Below are 18036 nucleotides of genomic sequence, written 5' to 3' on the forward strand. Positions count from 1 at the left end.
ATATACCGTCGAATGCATGACGGAGTATTTCACGATTGAGCTGGAACCCGAGGTACGCCAGTGGTTGGAATCGCTCACTCGCCCGGAGTACGACCGGGTCGAGTTCTACGGCGACCTGCTCACCGAGTTCGGCGGCGATCTGGGCGAGCCGTATTCCAAGCACCTAGGCGGCAAAGTGCGGGAGCTCCGATTCTACTTGCCGCAGCGGAGAGTTCGGATCACCTACTGGCTGGCGCCGGATCGGCGGATCGTACTGCTCACCGTGTTCGCGAAGACGCGGCCCCAAGAGCGGGCCGAGATCCAACGGGCACGACGCGCGCAGTTGGAGTGCGAGTCCTGGCACGCTTCCGCGCACGACGTTTACGATCGGAACATGGAGGAGAAGTGATGCGCAAGCCTGGGGATCACACCGTATGGCGCCGCTCTGGCGCGCACTCCGAGGACTACGAAGATGCGCGCCGGGCCTTTCTGCTCGGACGCATGGTCTACCAGCGGCGGCATGAGCTCGGGTTGAGCCAGGTCGAGCTGGCCGACCGGGCGGGCATGACCCAGCCGCAGCTCTCGCGGCTCGAGGGGGGCGGCGTCACGCCGACCATCCCGCTGCTGGAGCGGTTGGCCGCGGCACTCGACGTCGACCTGGTCATCGACTTCGCGCCTCGCATGGCCGCCTAGCGGCGGCGGCCTTTGTTGAACAGGAGGCCGAAGAAGAAGGCGCAGGTCAGGATGACGACCAGGACCGCGAGGAGTTTGAACAAGAGGACCATGCTCACTTCACCTTGGTGAGTTCGGGGCGCTTCGGATGGACCGTGTCGCCTGAGGACTTGCCCGTGATGCGGCGCTTGACCCAGGGGGCCAGGTGCTTTCCGGCCCACTTGACGCCGTTCATCTCGCGGCGGGGCCGGGGCTGGACGGGGAGGGGTTCGAGCCATGCCGGGTCCGGCTCGACTCCCAGGGCCAGGCATACGTCGTGGGCGACGCGCTGGTGGCCGAGGGTGTTCAGGTGCAGGCGGTCGGCGGACCACAGGCGCGGGTCGTCGAACGCCCGGTCGGCCCACAGGTCGACCAGGATCGCGTTGTGGCGCTTGGCGACCCGCTTGTAGGCGTCGTTGGTGGTGATGAAGCGCCTGCGGATCATCGCCATCCCGGGGATGTGCGGGGTGACGTCGGCGCAGGTGAAGAGGATGACCTCCGCGCCGGACGCCTTGAACAGGCGCACCACTTCGTGGGCGCGGGTGGCGAGCTGGACCGCGTTGAAGCCCGGGCGCAGCGCGTCGTTGCCGCCGGCGGCGAAGGAGACCAGGTCGGGGCTCTGCTTGATCGCCGGGACCACCTGCTCGTCGACGATGCGGTCGAAGAGCCGGCCCCGGATCGCGAGGTTCGCGTAGGCGAAGCCGGGCCACTGCTCGGCGGCGCGCAGCGCGAACAGGTCGGCCCAGCCGCGGTCGCGGTCGCCGTCGGGGTCCGGGTCGCCGACCCCTTCGGTGAAACTGTCGCCGATGGCCACGAAACTCGAGTACTCCGCCGCCACTGCCCCACCTCCAAAATCTCGCCGGGTCCGCCCGTGCCGCTGCTCCGGAAACGCTGCCGCACGGCCGCTGACCAGCATGCCTCACCGAGATAACGATCGGATTTCGATCAGGTGGCGAGGTCGGGCACAGCGGCCGGAACGGCGCAGGGAGCGCAGCGGCCGAAGGAGTCGACCCCCTTCGGCCGCAAGGCTTCTCGCAGACTAGGCGGTCTCGGCGTGGACGACGACCTCCCCGGCGGGGACGGTGACGACGGCGCGCTCGGTCTTGACCTCGGCGTCCTCGCCGGTGTGGTTGATGCAGAACAGCCAGCTCCGGCCGTCCTCGTGGGAGCGGCGCACGACCTCGACGCCGGCCGGGGCGAGGGCGACCGGCTCGACCCCTGCGTCCTGCGCGGCGGTCGCGAGGATGCGGTCGAGCGTGGCGGGGTCGGGGAACGTGGTCAGGTAGTGCGCGGTGCCCTCGCCGAAGCGGTTGACCAGCCAGGCGGGGCTCGGCGTCCCGGGCGCGGCGTCGTCTCCGGTTCGGGCGGTGGGGGACGGGATGACGTAGGTGTCGCGGACCTCGGCGCCGGCCGGGGCGGCGTCCTCGCTCCAGATCGTCCCCGTCCCGCCTGAGGCGAGGGTCACCGCGGAGTCGATGAGCGGGTGGAACTCCTCGGTGCGCACGCCCAGGACGTCGCGGATCGCGCCCGGGTAGCCGCCGAGGTAGACGGTGTCGGTCTCGTCGGCGATCCCCGAGTACGGGGTGACGAGCACGGTGCCGCCGCCGGCGACGAACCGCCGCAGGTTCTCCGCGGCCGCGCGCGACATGAGGTAGACCGCCGGTACGACCACGAGCCGGTACTTCGACAGGTCGCCTTCGGGCGCGGCGACGTCGGCGGTGATGCCGGCGCGCCACAGGGCCGCGTAGTAGGCGTCGAAGACGGCCTGGGCCTCGATCTCGTTCGTGGGCCGCGCCTGGTGCTCCTGGGCCCACGCGTTCGGGAAGTCCCACAGGATCGCCGTGTCGGCGCTCACAGTGGAGCCTTCGACGTCGGCGAGGTCCCGCAGGCGCGAGCCGAGCTCGACGACCTCGCGCCAGATCTTGGAGTCGGTGCCGACGTGCGGGAGCATCGCCGAGTGCCACTTCTCGGCGCCCTGCTTCGAGGCGCGCCACTGGAAGAACATGATCGCGTCCGCGCCGCGCGCGAAGTGCGAGAACGAGTTGCGCAGCAGCTCGCGCGGGGCCTTGGCCCGGTTGCGGCCCTGCCAGTTCACGGCCGAGGTGGAGTGCTCCATGAGGATCCACGGCCTCCCCGCGCCCAGCGACCGCGCGTAGTCGGCGGCGAAGGCGAGGTTGACGTGCGGGTCCTCGCCGATCAGGTAGTGGTCGGTGGCGACGGTGTCGACGACCTCGCTGAACTCCCACAGGTCGATCTCCGGGTGCGAACCGGTCATGAAGTTCGTGGTCATCGGCTTGTCGGAGTACCTGCCGATGACGGCGGCCTCGGCGAGGTAGTTCTGCTTGAGCCGCCAGGACGAGTACCGCTTCCAGTCCAGGACGTGGCCGGGGTTCGGGATCGTCGGGGTCGGCAGCGGAGCGGCGACCTGGTCCCACGAGGAGTACGACTGCGACCAGAACGCGGTGCCCCAGGCGTCGTTGAGGCCGTCGAGGTCGCCGTAGCGGTCCCGCAGCCAGACGCGGAACTTCGCGCTCGCCGCCTTCGTGTACGAGCGGGCGTTGTGGCAGCCGTACTCGTTGTGGACGTGCCACAGGGCGAGCGCGGGGTGCTCGGCGTAGCGGCGCGCGACCTGCTCGGTGATCGCGAGGGCCTTCGCGAGGTAGACGTCGGAGGACGGGTCGAAGCCCTGGCGCGAGCCGTGGGTGAGCTGGCGGCCCTCGGCGTCGACCATGACCGCCTCGGGGTAGGTCGCGGCGAACCACGGGGGCGGCGAGGCGGTCGGGGTCGCGAGGCAGGCCTCGATGCCGTTCGCGGCGAGGAGGTCCATCACCTCGTCGAACCACGCGAACTCGTACCGGCCCTCTTCGGGCTCGAACTTCGCCCACGAGAAGATGCCGACGCTGACGCGGTTGACGCCCGCTTCGCGCATGAGCCGCATGTCCTCGGCCCACGTCTCGCGGGGCCACTGCTCGGGGTTGTAGTCGCCGCCGTAGGCGATGGCCATGGGGGAGCTCCTTCGCTCGCAGAAGTTGGGGTGCGCCCCAGACTACGGCACCGCGAAACCCGTGTCGATCCCTTTGACCTGCTTATTCGAACCGTTCGCCTAAGTGGCGGAGGTCTCATGCCCGGCCGCGCCGGCGTACCAGCCGGCCGCGCCCGGCTCGACCCACCAGGTGCGCTTGCGGCCCAGCTCCCCCGCGAGGCCGTCCTGGATGTACGTCACCGAGCCGACCGGGTGCACCGCGACCGCGCGGCCCTTCGCGCGCCGGACCTCGATCCGCAGCCGCTTCCTGAAGCGCCCCACGGTCACCGGCACGGCGACCGCCACGTCGATCCTCCCGTCGGCCGGGTCCGGCTCGGCCAGGACCATGTCGTCCGCGGCGGCGTACCCGTCGGCGTTCGCGACCACGCACGCGAGGATCTGCTCGCTCCCGTCGGCGAGCACCACGTCGTCGAGGTTCACCACCCCGCGCCACGGCCGGTCGCCGCCGCCCAGGCGCACCCCGTCGATCGCGACGCCGCCGCCGTCGTGCCGCATCAGGTCGGTGCGCCGCACCGCGCCGCCCGCGACCGCCTCGGCGACGTCGGCGGGCTTCTCGGGCAGGCCCAGGCGGACCACGATCCCGGGCGTGCCGCCCAGCGGCAGCACCGCCAGCGCGGGAAGATCGGGGATGGTGCGCCCGTCCGGCAGGCCCTCGGGCCGCTTGCTCGGCGCGGGCATCACGAGCCGCGTCAGCCGGGCGAGCACGGCGTTGACCTGCTCGTCGGTGTCGGCGGCGAGGACGATCCGCTCCTCGGGGTCTTCGACGACGGCGTCGATCTCCTCGGGCGTGCGGGCCTCGACGGTGCGCACCGCGGCGCCGCGGGCCTTGAGCTCGTCGGCCAGGTGCAGCGCCTGGGTGCGCGGCCCGGGGTTCGAGCAGTCCGACTCCACGAGTGTCAACACGACGACGTTCACCCGGCCGACAATACGGTGTGACGGGGACCCGCTTCATACTGCTCGGGCCTGCTGAGACCCCGGATAACCGAATGCAAGTAGGCTTAGCAAGTAATCGGGTGATCAACTTCCCGGGAGGATGGGCACATGCCAGCGATCGCGGTCGTCGGAACGCAGTGGGGCGACGAGGGCAAAGGGAAGGTCACCGACCTGCTCGGCGCCGAGATGGACTATGTGGTCCGCTACCAGGGCGGCAACAACGCCGGCCACACGGTCGTGACGCCGGACGGCACCAAGTACGCCATCCACCTCGTCCCGGTCGGCATCCTCACCCCCGGGGTAGTGCCGGTCATCGGCAACGGCGTCGTGGTCGACCCGAAGTTCCTCATCTCCGAGCTCGACGAGCTCACCGCCGGCGGCGTCGACGTCTCGAACCTCAAGCTCTCCGCGGACGCGCACCTCATCATGCCGCACCACCGGGCCCTCGACCGCGTCGTCGAGCGCTACCTCGGCGGCGCCCGCATCGGCACCACCGGCCGCGGCATCGGCCCGGCCTACGCCGACAAGGTGGCCCGCCAGGGCATCCGCGTGCAGGACCTCCTCGACCCGAAGATCCTCTCGATCAAACTGGAGCAGATCCTCCGCGAGAAGAACCAGATCCTCGTGAAGGTCTACAACCGCAAGGCGATCGACCCGCAGGCCGTGGTCGAGGAGTACCTCGGCTACGCCGAGCGCCTGAAGCCGTACATCGCCGACACGCGCCTGCTGCTCAACCGGGCCCTCGACGAGGGCAAGAACGTGCTCCTCGAAGGCGCGCAGGCGACGATGCTCGACGTCGACCACGGCACCTACCCGTTCGTGACCTCGTCGAACCCGACCACGGGCGGCGCCTGCGTCGGCACCGGCATCGCGCCGAACAAGATCACGACCTCGATCGGGATCATCAAGGCGTACACGACCCGCGTCGGCTCCGGCCCGTTCCCGACCGAGCTGTTCGACGAGTTCGGCGAGTTCCTGCTCAAGAAGGGCGGCGAGTACGGCGTCACCACCGGGCGGCGCCGCCGCTGCGGCTGGTTCGACGCCGTCCTGGGCCGGTACGCGGTGCGCGTCAACGGCATCACCGACCTGTTCGTCACCAAGCTCGACGTGCTCTCCGAGCTCGAGCGGGTCCCGATCTGCGTCGGGTACGAAGTGGACGGCCAGCGGGTCGACGAGATGCCGATGACCCAGACCGACGTCCACCACGCGAAGCCCGTGTACGAGTACCACGAGGGCTGGTTCGAGGACATCTCCCACTGCCGGAAGTTCGACGAGCTCCCCAGCGCCGCCCAGAGCTACATCGAGCGGCTCGAGGAGCTCTGCGGCGCCCGCGTCTCCGTCGTCGGCGTCGGCCCGGGCCGCGAGGAGAACATCATCCGCCACCCGATGATCTAGGACGTCCATCCGCGAGGGGCGCCGGTTCCGGCGCCCCTCGCGGCGTCTGCGGCGCACCCCCGGCCGGCGGTGCGCTTAGATTGCCGGGTGGCAACCGTCGACGGAGAACCGGCGCGCGAGGGCGCGCTCGACGCGGCCGCCGCCGCGTTCACGGCGGTGCGGCCGCGCCTGTTCGGGATCGCGTACCGGATGCTCGGCAGCGCGAGCGAAGCCGAGGACCTGGTGCAGGAGGTGTGGCTGCGCTGGCAGGCGTACGACCGGGACTCGGTCGCCGAGCCGGGCGCGTTCCTGGCGACGGTGGCGACCCGGTTGTCGATCAACGCGCTCAAGTCGGCGCGGGCGCGGCGCGAGACGTACGTCGGGCCGTGGCTGCCCGAGCCGGTGGACACGGCCGCGGACCCGTACCTGGGCGCCGAGCGCGGCGAGGCGCTCGAGTACGCGGCGCTGCTGCTGATGGAGCGCCTGTCGCCGAACGAGCGGGCCGCGTACGTGCTGCGCGAGGCGTTCGACTACCGGTACGAGCAGATCGCGGAGGTCCTCGGGACGAGCGGGGCCGCGGTGCGGCAGCTCGTGAGCCGCGCCCGCAGGCACATCGCGGACGGGCGGCGCTCCAGGCCGGACCCGGCCGGGCAGCGGGCGCTGCTGGAGGCGTTCACGGCCGCGGCGCGCTCGGGCGACTTGGCGGCGCTCGAGCGGCTGCTCGCCGCGGACGTGGTGCACACCTCGGACGGGAACGGCGCGGCGCGGGTGGCCCGCAGGACGCTGGCCGGGGCCGAGCGGGTCGCGAAGTTCCTCAAGGCGATCGAATGGCTGTGGGCCGATGTGGACGTCGACTGGGCGGTGGTCGGCGGCCGTTCCTGGGCGGTGCTGCGCCGGGACGGCGGCGTGTACGCGGCGCTCACCGTGGACGCCGGGCCCGGCGGGATCGACGAGGTGCTGTGGCTGGTGGCGCCGGAGAAGCTCGGCGCGTTCCGGACGTGAGGCCCGCGCGGCGCTCGCCGCGCGGGCCGGGTGCCTAGCGGGCGAGCCACTCCCGGTAGGTCAGGGTCGAGAGGACGGCGTCGGCTCCCGCGATGAGCGCATCGCCCTTGACGGCCGCGAACATGCCCGCGGTGTCGTCGACGACGACGGTGCGCTTGTCGCCCTTGGCTTCGAGCGTGATCCGGCCGAGTTCGTCGAGCGTGAAGACCTCGGGGCCGGCGACGTTGCGGGTCCCGTTCAGCGGGGCGCCGGCGGTCGCGTCGGCCACGGCCTTCGCGATGTCCGCCGAGGCGATCGGCTGCACGCGGGTGGCGGGCAGGCGGACGGTGCGCTCGTCGGAGGTCCAGGACATGACGGCGTCCATGAACTCGAAGAACTGGGTGGAGCGCACGATCGAGTACGGGACCGGCCCGGCTTTGAGGACGTCCTCCTGGAGGACCTTGGCGCGGTAGTAGTCCAGGTCGGGGACCTGGTCGACGCCGACGATCGAGAGGATTACGGCGTGGCCGGTCCCGGCCGCCGCGGCGGCGGCGAGCAGGTTGCCCATGCTCGCCCGGAACCACGCGGGCGACTGGTCGTCGAAGGTCGGCGAGTTCGTCAGGTTGACGACGGCGACGGCGCCCTCGAGCGCCGCGGCGACCCCGTCGCCGCTGATCAGGTCGACGCCCGTGGACGGCGAGTGCGGGACGGCCTCGTGGCCGGCGGCGTTCAGGAGCCTGACGACCTGCGACCCGATGAGCCCGGTACCGCCCATGACAGCGATCTTCATTGTTGACCTCCGGTTCCGCGGGGCAGCCGGTGCCGCCCCGTCGACAGCTCGGACAAGACGGGCCGGGATTCTGTGACATCGCCGCGCCGCAGGGCCGCGGAGATCACCGGTCTCCACCGGAGCCCTGGCTTGATAGCGTTTGCGCCATGAGCGAGCCGACCGACTTCCCGCTGCGCCTGCCCGAGATGCCGCTCCACGACCCCTTCGTGGTCGCCGACCGGAAGTCGGGGCTGTACCACCTGTACACCGCGAACCAGGGCTTCACCGCGGACGCGACCGGGCCGGTGGGGCCCGGCGGAGTCGGGACGATGGTCTACCGGTCGCCGAACCTGCGCGACTGGGCCGAGCCGGTCCCGGTGTTCCTCGTCGCCGACGAGGACGAGCCGTGGGCGGTGCACGGCGCGTGGGCGCCGGAGGTGCACCGCTGGAACGGGCGCTGGCACCTGTTCACGACGCTGCACGACACCGATGCGCCGCTGCCGGTCCCGCAGCCGGGCGAGTACGGGACGCCGTTCCCGGTCGCGAACTACCGCCGCTCCACGATCGTCGCCGCGTCCGACTCGCTCACCGGCCCGTTCCGGATGCTCGAGCCGTCGGCGCCGATCCTCCCGGCCGAGCTGATGACCCTCGACGGGACGCTCTACGTCGACGAGGACGAGCGCCCGTGGATGGTGTACGCCAACGAGTGGCTGCAGCGCATCGACGGCACCATCGAGGCGTACCCGCTGAACCGGGCCCTCGACGCGGTCGACGGCGCGCCGGTCGTCCTCTTCAGAGGCTCGGACGCGTCCTGGATCACCCGCGAGCTGCCGGCCGGGGTCCCGCACCAGATCGCGCCCTACGTCACCGACGGCCCGCAGCTCTACCGCGCACCGGGCGGCGCCCTCGTGTGCCTCTGGTCGACGTACGAGAAGAACCGGCTCACCGCCGGCGGCATCGACGGCGACTACGTCCAGACCTGGGCGGTCTCCCGCTCCGGCCGGCTCGGCGGCCCGTGGGAGCAGCGCGAGCCGCTGGTGCGCGGCGACTCCGGCCACGGCATGCTCTTCACCGCCTTCGACGGGACCCTCATGCTCGTCCTCCACCGGCCCTTCACCGGCGCCCGCGGCAAGCTCTACGAGATGGCCTGGGACGGCGACGACCTCATCGTGGTGCGCCAGCGGACCGACCTCGACGGCGACTGAACCCGCCCCGGAGCGCGGATTCCTTTGCGATGACACGGAGTCGGCACTACGCAGGGGTACCGTTCGACCACCCTCGGCCGCTATAGTGCGGATTGGATGCTGTTCGCGCCGATTCGCCCCTTAGGAGCGGCTATGAGGACGTTGATGACCTGCATGGCGGCCGCGACGCTGGTGTGCGCCGCGTCGGCGTGCAGCCCTGAGGAATCCGAGGAGGGCGACGGTTCGATCACGTTCTGGACGCCGTACACGACGCCGGAGCGGATCGCACTGCAGCAGCCGGTGATCGACGCGTTCACCGAGGAGACCGGCATCGAGGTCGAGATGGTGCCGCTCGAGCCCGACCAGATGGGGCAGACGCTCGTCACGGGCGCGGCCTCGGGCGAGGTGCCCGACGTCATCGCGCACAACCCCTCCAGCACCGCGGCGTGGGCGGCGCAGGGGCTGCTCGACGACGAGGCGCCGCAGGAGGTCGTCGACGAGCTCGGCTCGGACACGTTCTCGCAGGCCGCGCTCGACATGGTCACGGTGGACGGGTCGCTGCACGCCGTCCCCTCGGACGGGTGGGGCCACATGATCGCCTACCGCACCGACCTGTTCGCCGAGGCCGGCCTGGAGCCGCCGGAATCGGTCGCCGACCTCGCCGCCGCCGCGGAGGCGCTGCAGGCGGACGGCATGGCGGGCATCGCGATCGGGACCACCCCGGGCGACGTGTACACGCAGGAGGGCATCGAGTCGATGCTGCTGCCGTTCGGGTGCCGGCTGGCCGAGGACGGCGAGGTCGCGATCGACTCGCCCGAATGCGTCGAGGGCCTCGCGCACTATCAGCGGCTCGCCGCCGCGGCCGGACCGGCGCAAGTGGACGTCGAGGCGGCGCGGGCCGCGTACCTGTCGGGCTCGGCCGCGATGGTGCTGTTCTCCTCGCACTTCGTCGACGAAGCGGCCGGACTCGACGTCGACAACCCGGTGACCTGCGCCGAATGCATCGAGGACCCGCGGTTCCTCGCCGAGAACACCGCGTACCTGACCACGTTCACCGGCACCGGGAACGAGACGCCCGCCGTGTACGGGCAGACCACGAACTACGGCACCCCGGCCGGCGCGAACACCGAGGACGCGAAGGCGTTCATCGAGTACCTGCTCTCCGACGGGTACGTCCGGAACCTCGCCTCCGCGACCGAGGGCCGCATCCCGGTCCGGCCGGGCCCCGAGGCCGGGTCCACCGAGTACCTCGACGCGTGGGCGGAGCTGCCGTTCGGCAACGACGAATCCCAGCGGGTGTCGATCGCGGAGGTCTACGGCCCGGCCCTGGTCGAGCGGATGGCCGCCGGTGCCGAGGAGTTCACCCGCTGGGGCTGGGGCACCGCCGACGCCGAACTCGCCGGCATCGTGTTCTCCCAGACGATCCTCGCCACCGAGGCCGAACCCCTCTTCGAAGGCGCCGCCCCGTCCGAAGTGGCCGCATCCATGGCGGCGGCCGTCGAGGCAGCGCAGCAGGACTTGGGCTGATGACCGATCCCGGCTCCGGCTCTGACTCCGAGTCCGGCTTCCACTCCGGCACCGGCAGCGGCGCGGAGTCCGGCCGCGCACCGCGTTCGAACACGGATCCCGATCCGGTGTCGGACTCCCGTGGCAGGGTGGGTACCGGGGGCGCTCCGACGCGCATAAGCGCATTCGGCGTCCCCGAAAACCCCCCGCAGCCGAACCCTGACATCAAGCCCGATTCGAACACCGGCCCTGACGCGGTGTCGGACCCGCGTGGCAGGGTGGATACCGGGGGTGCTGCGACGCGCATAAGCGCCTTCGGCGTCCCCGAAAACCCCCCGCAGCCGAACCCCGGCACCGAACCCGATTCGAACACCGGCCTCGACCCGGTGTCGGACCCGCGTGGCACCGTTGCAACCGGGGGGCCTTCCCCGGGGCCCCGAAGCGCCATCAGAGTGCCCGAAAACCGAAGCGCCGCAAGGAAGCCGCGCAAGCCGCTCACCATGTCGCGCCGCGAGGACCTCCACGGCCGCCTCCTCGTGGCGCCCACGATGGTCGTGGTGCTCGCGTTCGCGGTGCTGCCGTTCCTCGCGGTCGTCCTGTTCGCGTTCCTCGACATCCGGCTCGTCGACATCCCGCGGCTCTACCTCGACGAACTCGAGTTCACCGGCGACAACCTCGCGACCGTCTGGGGCTCGACCCGGTTCTGGTCGGCCGCCACCACCACGATCGCGTACGCCGCGGCCTCCTCGGCCGGGGCCGTCCTCGTCGGACTCGCCGTCGCCCTCGCGCTCCGGCACCCGTTCCCCGGCCGCGGCCTGATCCGGGCGCTCGTCCTCGTCCCGTACGTCCTCCCCGTCGTCGCCGCGGCCACGATCTGGAAGACCCTCCTCAACCCCGGCTACGGCCTGGTCAACGCGATCGGCACCGAATGGCTCGGCTGGCCCGAGCCGATCGCGTTCCTCACCACCACCAGCCGCGACCTCGGGCCGCTCGCCGTCCCAGTGGCGCTCCTGTGCGTCATCGCATTCGAGATCTGGAAGACCTTCCCGCTCGCGTTCCTGTTCATCACCGCGCGGCTCCAAGTCGTCCCCGGCGACATCGAAGAGGCCGCCCAGATCGACGGCGCCGGGAAGACCCGCGTGTTCCGGCACCTCCTGCTCCCGCAGCTCGCCGGGGTCATGGCGCTCCTCGCGGTGCTGCGGTTCCTGTGGTCCTTCCAGAACTTCAACGACATCTACCTCCTCACCGGCGGCGCCGGCGGCACCGAGGTCCTCGCCGTCCGCGTCTACTCCGAACTCGTCGTCCGCGCCGACATCGGCACCGCCAGCGCCACGGGCCTCCTCATGACCGGGATGCTCCTCGTCGTCGTCGCGGTCTACGCCTGGATGATCAAGCGGGAGCACGCATGAGCGCCACTCGCGACAGCGCCACTCGCAGCCGGGCCGCCGCCGCTGTCGGACCCCCGTGGCAGTCTGGAAACCGGGGGCCCTTCCCCGGGGCCCGCAAGCGCCGTCGGCGTGCCCGCCGAAGCGTCGAGGACCGGGTGCTCGGGGTCCTCCGCTGGGCCGTCATCGTCACCGCGGTCATCGCCACGGCCGGTCCGCTCCTGTACGGCGTGCTCCTGTCGCTGCGGCCGTTCCAGTCGGTCGTGTCCGAGCCGCTCGACCTCTTCCCCGCCCCCGGCGAGCTCACGGTCGAGTCGTACCCGACCGCGATGGCCGAGTACGGCCTCGGCGGGAACATGTGGAACTCCCTCCAGGTCGCGGTCGCCACGGCGGCGCTCGCGATCCTCCTGAGCGTCCTCGGCGCGTACGCGGCCGTGCGGCTGCGGTTCTTCGGCCGCGACGCCGTGAACGTGGTCTTCCTCGGCGTGTACCTCCTGCCCGGGATCGTTCTCGCCGTGCCGCTGTTCGTGCTGCTCAGCCGGATCGGGTTGACCGGGAGCCTGGCCGGGCTCGTGTTCGTGTACGTCGCGCAGACCGTCCCGGTGGCCCTGTACATGCTCCGCACCTACCTCGCCGCCGTGCCGTCCTCTGTGGAGGAGGCGGCGATGATCGACGGCTGCGGGCGGCTCGCGCTCATCCGGCGGGTCGTCCTCCCGATGGCGATGCCGGGCGTGGCCGCGACCGCCCTGTACGTGTTCATGATCGCGTGGAACGAATACCTGTTCGCGCTGCTGTTCCTCGTCGCCGACCGCGACCGGTGGACGGTGTCGCTCGGCATCGCGCAGCTCACCGAGTTCTCGGTGCCGACCACGGTGCTCATGGCCGGGTCGATCGCGATCACCGTCCCGGTGGTGGCCGGGTTCTTCCTGGCCCAGCGGCTCCTGGTCACGGGGCTCACGTCAGGCGCGGAGAAAGGGTGAGCCGCATGATCCGGTTGGGGATCCTCGGGGCCGGGGCGCGGGGCTCGGACACTTACGGGCGCTGGGCGATCGGGCACCCGGACCGGGCCGCGGTCGCGGCCGTCGCCGACCCGGTGGCGCACCGGCGCGACGCGCTCGCCGCCGCCGCGGGCGTCCCGGAGGCGCACCGGTACGGGGACTGGCGGGCCCTCGCCGCCGACGCCGATGCGATCGGCCTGGACGCGTTCGTGATCGCTCTGCCCGATCGGCTCCACGTCCAGGCGGCGCTCGCCGCGGCGGGCACCGGCCTGCCGATCCTCCTCGAGAAGCCCGCCGCGACCACCGAGGACGACCTCGAGGCCCTGGCCGCGGCGGCACGGCGGCTGCACGCGCGCATCTGGATCGGGCACGTCATGCGCTACCAGCCGTTCTGGCGCACGATCCGCCGCCTGGTGGACGCCGGGACGATCGGCCGGCTCGCGACGATCCGTGTCGAGGAGAACATCGGGTTCTGGCACTACGCGCACTCGTACGTGCGCGGCAACTGGCGCAACCTCGCCTCCTCGAGCCCGATGGTCCTCGCGAAGACCTGCCACGACCTCGACATCATCCGCTGGTTTGCGGGCGAGGCGCCCGCGACCGTGGCGTCCTCGGGGTCGCTCTCGTACTTCCGGCCCGAGAACGCCCCCGCCGGCGCGCCTTCGCACTGCCTCGACGGGTGCCCGGCCGCCGACTCGTGCCCGTTCTACGCGCCCCGCTACTACGTGGAGGCCCTCGCCGGCCGGGACGGCTGGCCGGTCGCGCTCCTCGGCGACGACCCCTCCCCGGAGGGCCGCATGGAGGCGCTCCGGCGCGGCCCGTACGGGCGGTGCGTCTTCCACTCGGACAACGACGTGGTCGACCACCAGCAGACCGTGGCCGCGTTCCCCGGCGGCCTCACCGCAGTCCTGTCGACCTCGGCGTTCACCGGCCAGAACACCCGGACCGTGCGCCTGACGGGGACGGCGGGGGAGATCGCGGGGAACCTCAGGACCGGCGGGCTCGAGATCGACCTGTTCTCGCCGGCCGCCGAACTTCCCGAGCTCCCGGAGGCGCGCCCGGGCAAGACCTTCACCCGCGAACCCATGGGGCACCGGGTGTTCGAGGTGTACGCCGGGCCCGTCACCACCGCCGGGGAGCCGGACCACCGCGGCCACTCGGGCGGCGACGAGGCGCTCATCGACGCGTTCGTCACCGCCCTCGAACAGGGCCGGACCGAGGGTGCCGAACCCGATCTGGAGGCGTCGCTCGACAGCCACCGCATGGCGTTCGCGGCCGAGCGGTCGCGCCTCGAAGGCCGCACCGTCCACTGGGGGCGGCCGTGAGCTGGTGGCGGGACGCGGTCGTCTACCAGGTGTACCCGCGCAGCTTCGCCGACGGGAACGGCGACGGCGTCGGCGACATCGCCGGCATCGAGTCGCGGCTGCCGTACCTGCGCGACCTCGGCGTCGACGCCCTGTGGATCAACCCGTGGTACGTCTCGCCGATGGCCGACGGCGGCTACGACGTCGCCGACTACCACATGATCGACCCGGTCTTCGGGACCCTCTGGGACGCCGAGCGGCTCATCGGCGCCGTGCACCGGCACGGCATGCGGATCATCGTCGACATCGTCCCCAACCACACCTCCGACCGGCACCCCTGGTTCCAGGCCGCCCTGGCCGCCGGTCCCGGCTCGCCCGAGCGGGCCCGGTTCCACTTCCGGGACGCGCCGAACAACTGGCGGTCCCGCTTCGGCGGCCCCGCCTGGTCCCGAGTGGACGACGGCCAGTGGTACCTGCACCTGTTCGACGCCGCCCAGCCCGATCTGAACTGGGACCACCCGGAGGTCCGCGCCGAGTTCGAGTCGATCCTGCGGTTCTGGCTCGACCGCGGCGTCGACGGCTTCCGCATCGACGTCGCCGACCGCCTCGTCAAGCAGGCCGGGCTCCCCGACCGGCCCGAACGCGAACAGCTCGTACCGTCCTACCAGGACAACGGCGAGCAGCCCGACAAGGACCGCCCCGAGGTGCACGAGATCTACCGGGCCTGGCGGCGGGTCCTCGACGAATACCCCGACCGGGCGTTCGTGGGCGAGATGTGGGTGACCGACCCGGAGCGGTTCGCCCGGTACCTGCGGCCCGACGAGCTGCACACCGCGTTCAACTTCGCGTTCCTCAAGTGCGCGTGGGACGCCCGGGCGCTCCGCGAGGTCGTCGACCGGACCCTCGCCACCCACGCCCGGGTCGGCGCCCCGCCGACCTGGGTGCTGTCAAACCACGACGTCACCCGGCACGCCACGCGGTACGGCCGCGAGGACACCCGCTTCGTCAAACGCGTCCACGACGTCCCGACCGACCTCGCGCTCGGCCGGCGGCGGGCGCGGGCCGCGGCCCTGCTCAGCATGGCGCTGCCCGGGAGCGTGTACGTCTACCAGGGCGACGAGCTCGGCCTCCCCGAGGTCTTCGACCTGCCCGACGCGGTGCGCGAGGACCCCGTGTTCCGCACCGGCGGCAGGGACCTCGGCCGCGACGGCTGCCGCGTCCCGATCCCGTGGGGCGGCGACGCCCCGCCGTTCGAATTCGGCACCGGCGGGGCGTGGCTCCCGCAGCCCGGGGAGTGGCGCGACCTCACCGCCGCGCGCCAGCTCGGCGACCCGGCGTCGATGCTGTCCCTCTACCGCCTCGCCCTGCGCGTCCGCCGCGACGAGCCGGCCCTCGGCGACGGCCCGCTGCGGTGGCTCGAGATGGGGGACGGCGTCCTCGCCTTCGCCCGCGACCCCGGCTTCACCTGCGCCGTCAACCTCGGCGTCGAGCCGGTCCCGCTCCCGGAGGGCCGGCCCCTCGTCGCCAGCGCCGAACTCACGGCGGACGGCGAACCGGCGCTCCCTCCGGACGCGGCCGTGTGGCTGAGCACCTGACTCAGCGAGGCATCGCCGCCGCGGACACGACCCAGGCCGCGCCCGCGATCCGGCTCCGTCGCTCGGCCGTGGCGCGGCTCGACGCGCCTGGCTACAGTTGCGGGTCGGAGGTGAACCGTGCGCAGAAGCTCGGAATGGGTCGTCGTCGAGCGCAGTTCACCCACCCGTCGGATCTCCACCCTCGCGCTGTACGCGGCCGTGTGCGCCGCCGGGATCGGCGCGCTGTTCTGGCTCGTGCACACCGAGCCGGCCCGCCTCGACTCCGGCGAGCCGAACCCGGTCGCGGCCCTCCCCGGGTTCTTCACGACCATGGCGGTCATCGGCGCGACAGGGTTCCTCGTGCCGCTCGTCCGGCCCCCGAAGCTCATGGTCAACCACTTCGGGCTGCGGGTGCGCCCCAGCTTCGGGAAAGCCCTGCTGATCCCGTGGAGCAACGTCGAGGAGCTCGCCGCGATCCACGTCGGTTCGAAGCGGCGCGGCACCTCCTACCTGCTGTTCGCGGCGGACGTGTACCTCGGGCGGGGCGGCTCCGACCGGCCCGGGTTCCTCGGCCGGTCGGTCCTGCGCGAAGCCAACCGCGCCACCGAGGGCCTCGTCGCCGGATTCGACCTCGCCGTGCGCTGCAAGGACTTCGCGCCCGAACCGCAGCAGCTCCTCGCCCGGCTCGCCTCGTACGCGCCCGGGCACGTCCAGGTCGTCGACCGCCTCTGAGACGCGCCTTGGGACACGCCGCCGACCCGTCCGACCCGGGACCCGGCCGCCCGCGAAACGCGCTCGGCGCCACGGGATCTGACGCATCAGAACACTTGCCACCGGCCGCGATGAGCGGGTTGCCCCAAATGCCGGTCCCTGCCTTGCGCGGCCGATCCGTACACTGGAGGCGACCCGACCGCCCCGCCCCTGGGCGCGGGGTCGCCTCACCCGCCCGGCAGGCAGCGCCGGCGGACCGTCCAGTATTGGGGGTACCCGTGGCGTCGATCCCGGACGAGGGCCTGCGCGCAACCCTGGCCACCATGGCGCCCGGCACTGCCCTGCGCGACGGCCTCGAACGCATTCTCCGCGGCCGCACCGGCGCGCTCATCGTCGTCGGCTGCGACGCCGTCGTCGAGCGCATCTGCACCGGCGGCTTCGAGATCGACATCGAGTTCTCCGCGACGCGCCTGCGCGAACTCTGCAAGATGGACGGCGCCGTCGTGCTCACCACCGACGGCTCCCGGATCGTCCGCGCCGGCGTCCACCTCATGCCCGACCCCTCGATCCACTCCAACGAGTCGGGCACGCGGCACCGCACCGCCGAGCGCGTCGCCATCCAAACCGGGTTCCCCGTGATCTCCGTCAGCCAGTCGATGCACACCATCGGCCTGTACATGGGCGACATCCACCACCTGGTCGAGCCCTCGACGCAGATCCTCTCCCGCGCCAACCAGGCCCTCGCGACCCTGGAGCGCTACAAGCTGCGCCTCGACGAGGTCGCCGCCAGCCTCTCCAGCCTCGAGATCGAGGACCTGGTCACCGTCAGGGACGCGGTCACCGTGCTCCAGCGGCTCGAGATGGCCCGCCACATCGCCGACGAGGTCGAAGGGCACGTCATCGAGCTCGGCACCGACGGCCGGCTCCTCGCGCTCCAGCTCGACGAGCTCATGGCCGGCGTCGACTCCGACCGCGAGCTCGTCGTCCGCGACTACCTTCCCGACGACGTCGACCACCGCAAGGCCCTCCACGCCGTCGACCAGATGAGCTCCCCGGAACTGCTCGACCTCATCGCCGTCGCGCGCTGCCTCGGCTACCCGAACTCGCCCGACGTCCTCGACCGGAGGGTCAGCCCCCGCGGGTACCGGATGCTCGCGAAGGTCCCGCGGCTGCCCGAGGCGGTCATCGAACGGGTCGTCGACCGCTTCGGCGCGCTCCCCGAGCTCCTCGGCGTGACGGTCGAAGAGCTCCAGGGCGTCGACGGGGTGGGTCCCGGCCGGGCCCAGAGCATCCGCGAGTCGCTCACCCGCCTCGCCGAGGTCTCCATCCTCGACCGGTACCTTTGACTGCCCCGCAGACCGCGGTGACGCCCGGCAGGGCGGCGCGGGCGCACAAGTCCTCGCGATTCCCCGAGAGGCCCACCGGTTCCGTCGGGTTCCCCGGTTCGACGGCGCTCGAGACCGGGTGCCTGCGCCGCGACTTCAGTCGATAATCCGGGAACGCGGTTCCCGCTCCGGCGGCGCCGCGGCCCGGACGCCTCCGTCCATGACGTTCCGGACCGCCGTACTCGCCTCGTCGGCTTGT

At 72.0% G+C, this 18036-nt stretch carries 16 protein-coding genes; 12 read left to right on the forward strand and 4 right to left on the reverse strand.

Annotation, left to right across the window (positions count from 1 at the left end; all coding sequences use genetic code 11):
* Window positions 1–16 precede the first annotated feature (16 nt).
* Together GFD30_RS09265 and GFD30_RS09270 are read left to right on the forward strand one after the other, a co-directional pair.
* Entirely contained in the window at window positions 17–388 is a 372-nt protein-coding gene (locus GFD30_RS09265; RefSeq protein WP_153024898.1) for a type II toxin-antitoxin system RelE/ParE family toxin, read from the forward strand.
* Between the two features lie 92 nt (window positions 389–480).
* Window positions 481–672, forward strand: coding sequence for a helix-turn-helix domain-containing protein (locus GFD30_RS09270; RefSeq protein ID WP_227995977.1), 192 nt, complete (start codon window positions 481–483; stop codon window positions 670–672).
* A gap of 94 nt (window positions 673–766) precedes the next feature.
* Here the strand turns inward: GFD30_RS09270 and GFD30_RS09275 are convergent, their stop codons facing one another.
* The 3 genes from GFD30_RS09275 to GFD30_RS09285 all read right to left on the reverse strand — a co-directional run bounded on the left by GFD30_RS09275 (window position 767) and on the right by GFD30_RS09285 (window position 4648).
* On the reverse strand, window positions 767–1528 hold the full coding sequence (locus GFD30_RS09275; protein ID WP_322633098.1) for an SGNH/GDSL hydrolase family protein: 762 nt from the start codon (window positions 1526–1528) through the stop codon (window positions 767–769).
* A 201-nt stretch (window positions 1529–1729) separates the two neighbouring features.
* A complete protein-coding gene (locus tag GFD30_RS09280) occupies window positions 1730–3694 on the reverse strand; it encodes a beta-galactosidase (protein WP_153024901.1) in 1965 nt (654 codons plus the stop codon).
* A gap of 99 nt (window positions 3695–3793) precedes the next feature.
* A complete protein-coding gene (locus tag GFD30_RS09285; protein ID WP_153024902.1) occupies window positions 3794–4648 on the reverse strand; it encodes a diacylglycerol kinase family protein in 855 nt (284 codons plus the stop codon).
* A gap of 126 nt (window positions 4649–4774) precedes the next feature.
* Here GFD30_RS09285 and GFD30_RS09290 point away from each other — a divergent pair, with 126 nt between their 5' ends.
* Together GFD30_RS09290 and GFD30_RS09295 are read left to right on the forward strand one after the other, a co-directional pair.
* Window positions 4775–6061 carry an adenylosuccinate synthase gene (locus GFD30_RS09290; RefSeq protein ID WP_153024903.1) on the forward strand — a complete coding sequence of 429 codons (1287 nt, stop codon included), beginning with the start codon at window positions 4775–4777 and terminating at the stop codon, window positions 6059–6061.
* Window positions 6062–6148: 87 nt separating this feature from the next.
* Window positions 6149–7042 carry an RNA polymerase sigma-70 factor gene (locus tag GFD30_RS09295; protein ID WP_322633099.1) on the forward strand — a complete coding sequence of 298 codons (894 nt, stop codon included), beginning with the start codon at window positions 6149–6151 and terminating at the stop codon, window positions 7040–7042.
* A 34-nt stretch (window positions 7043–7076) separates the two neighbouring features.
* Here GFD30_RS09295 and GFD30_RS09300 read toward each other — a convergent pair whose 3' ends face one another.
* On the reverse strand, window positions 7077–7811 hold the full coding sequence (locus GFD30_RS09300) for an SDR family oxidoreductase (RefSeq protein WP_153024904.1): 735 nt from the start codon (window positions 7809–7811) through the stop codon (window positions 7077–7079).
* 146 nt (window positions 7812–7957) lie between these two features.
* Between GFD30_RS09300 and GFD30_RS09305 the strand changes: the two genes are divergently transcribed.
* From GFD30_RS09305 to disA, 8 genes are all read left to right on the forward strand, one after another.
* Window positions 7958–8995: a glycoside hydrolase family 43 protein gene (locus tag GFD30_RS09305; protein WP_153024905.1), complete on the forward strand. Its 1038-nt coding sequence runs from the start codon at window positions 7958–7960 to the stop codon at window positions 8993–8995.
* 132 nt (window positions 8996–9127) lie between these two features.
* The gene (locus tag GFD30_RS09310) at window positions 9128–10501 is read left to right on the forward strand and encodes an ABC transporter substrate-binding protein (protein ID WP_153024906.1); all 1374 of its coding nucleotides are present in this window, start codon (window positions 9128–9130) and stop codon (window positions 10499–10501) included.
* 479 nt (window positions 10502–10980) lie between these two features.
* On the forward strand, window positions 10981–11889 hold the full coding sequence (locus GFD30_RS09315) for a carbohydrate ABC transporter permease (protein WP_153024943.1): 909 nt from the start codon (window positions 10981–10983) through the stop codon (window positions 11887–11889).
* A gap of 134 nt (window positions 11890–12023) precedes the next feature.
* Window positions 12024–12845 (forward strand): carbohydrate ABC transporter permease, encoded by an 822-nt coding sequence (locus GFD30_RS09320; protein WP_322633100.1) that lies wholly within the window; start codon window positions 12024–12026, stop codon window positions 12843–12845.
* A 5-nt stretch (window positions 12846–12850) separates the two neighbouring features.
* Window positions 12851–14188 carry a Gfo/Idh/MocA family protein gene (locus GFD30_RS09325; protein ID WP_153024945.1) on the forward strand — a complete coding sequence of 446 codons (1338 nt, stop codon included), beginning with the start codon at window positions 12851–12853 and terminating at the stop codon, window positions 14186–14188.
* Window positions 14185–15762, forward strand: a complete 1578-nt coding sequence (locus tag GFD30_RS09330) for a glycoside hydrolase family 13 protein (protein ID WP_322633101.1) — start codon at window positions 14185–14187, stop codon at window positions 15760–15762. The genes GFD30_RS09325 and GFD30_RS09330 overlap by 4 nt, the downstream gene beginning before the upstream one ends.
* A 117-nt stretch (window positions 15763–15879) precedes the next feature.
* Window positions 15880–16473 carry a hypothetical protein gene (locus GFD30_RS09335; protein ID WP_153024908.1) on the forward strand — a complete coding sequence of 198 codons (594 nt, stop codon included), beginning with the start codon at window positions 15880–15882 and terminating at the stop codon, window positions 16471–16473.
* A 128-nt stretch (window positions 16474–16601) separates the two neighbouring features.
* Window positions 16602–17798: a DNA integrity scanning diadenylate cyclase DisA gene (disA, locus tag GFD30_RS09340; protein WP_153024909.1), complete on the forward strand. Its 1197-nt coding sequence runs from the start codon at window positions 16602–16604 to the stop codon at window positions 17796–17798.
* The last annotated feature ends 238 nt before the right edge of the window (window positions 17799–18036 follow it).

The sequence above is a fragment of the Glycomyces albidus genome (assembly GCF_009451885.1).
Taxonomy (GTDB): domain Bacteria; phylum Actinomycetota; class Actinomycetes; order Mycobacteriales; family Micromonosporaceae; genus Glycomyces; species Glycomyces albidus.

Coding starts and splice junctions, on each gene's coding strand:
- GFD30_RS09300 (WP_153024904.1), bottom strand. CDS start 7,811: ATGAAGATCGCTGTCATGGGCGGTACCGGGCTCATCGGGTCGCAGGTC.
- GFD30_RS09270 (WP_227995977.1), top strand. CDS start 481: ATGGTCTACCAGCGGCGGCATGAGCTCGGGTTGAGCCAGGTCGAGCTG.
- GFD30_RS09265 (WP_153024898.1), top strand. CDS start 17: ATGACGGAGTATTTCACGATTGAGCTGGAACCCGAGGTACGCCAGTGG.
- disA (WP_153024909.1), top strand. CDS start 16,602: ATGCCGGTCCCTGCCTTGCGCGGCCGATCCGTACACTGGAGGCGACCC.
- GFD30_RS09325 (WP_153024945.1), top strand. CDS start 12,851: ATGATCCGGTTGGGGATCCTCGGGGCCGGGGCGCGGGGCTCGGACACT.
- GFD30_RS09280 (WP_153024901.1), bottom strand. CDS start 3,694: ATGGCCATCGCCTACGGCGGCGACTACAACCCCGAGCAGTGGCCCCGC.
- GFD30_RS09310 (WP_153024906.1), top strand. CDS start 9,128: ATGAGGACGTTGATGACCTGCATGGCGGCCGCGACGCTGGTGTGCGCC.
- GFD30_RS09290 (WP_153024903.1), top strand. CDS start 4,775: ATGCCAGCGATCGCGGTCGTCGGAACGCAGTGGGGCGACGAGGGCAAA.
- GFD30_RS09315 (WP_153024943.1), top strand. CDS start 10,981: ATGTCGCGCCGCGAGGACCTCCACGGCCGCCTCCTCGTGGCGCCCACG.
- GFD30_RS09305 (WP_153024905.1), top strand. CDS start 7,958: ATGAGCGAGCCGACCGACTTCCCGCTGCGCCTGCCCGAGATGCCGCTC.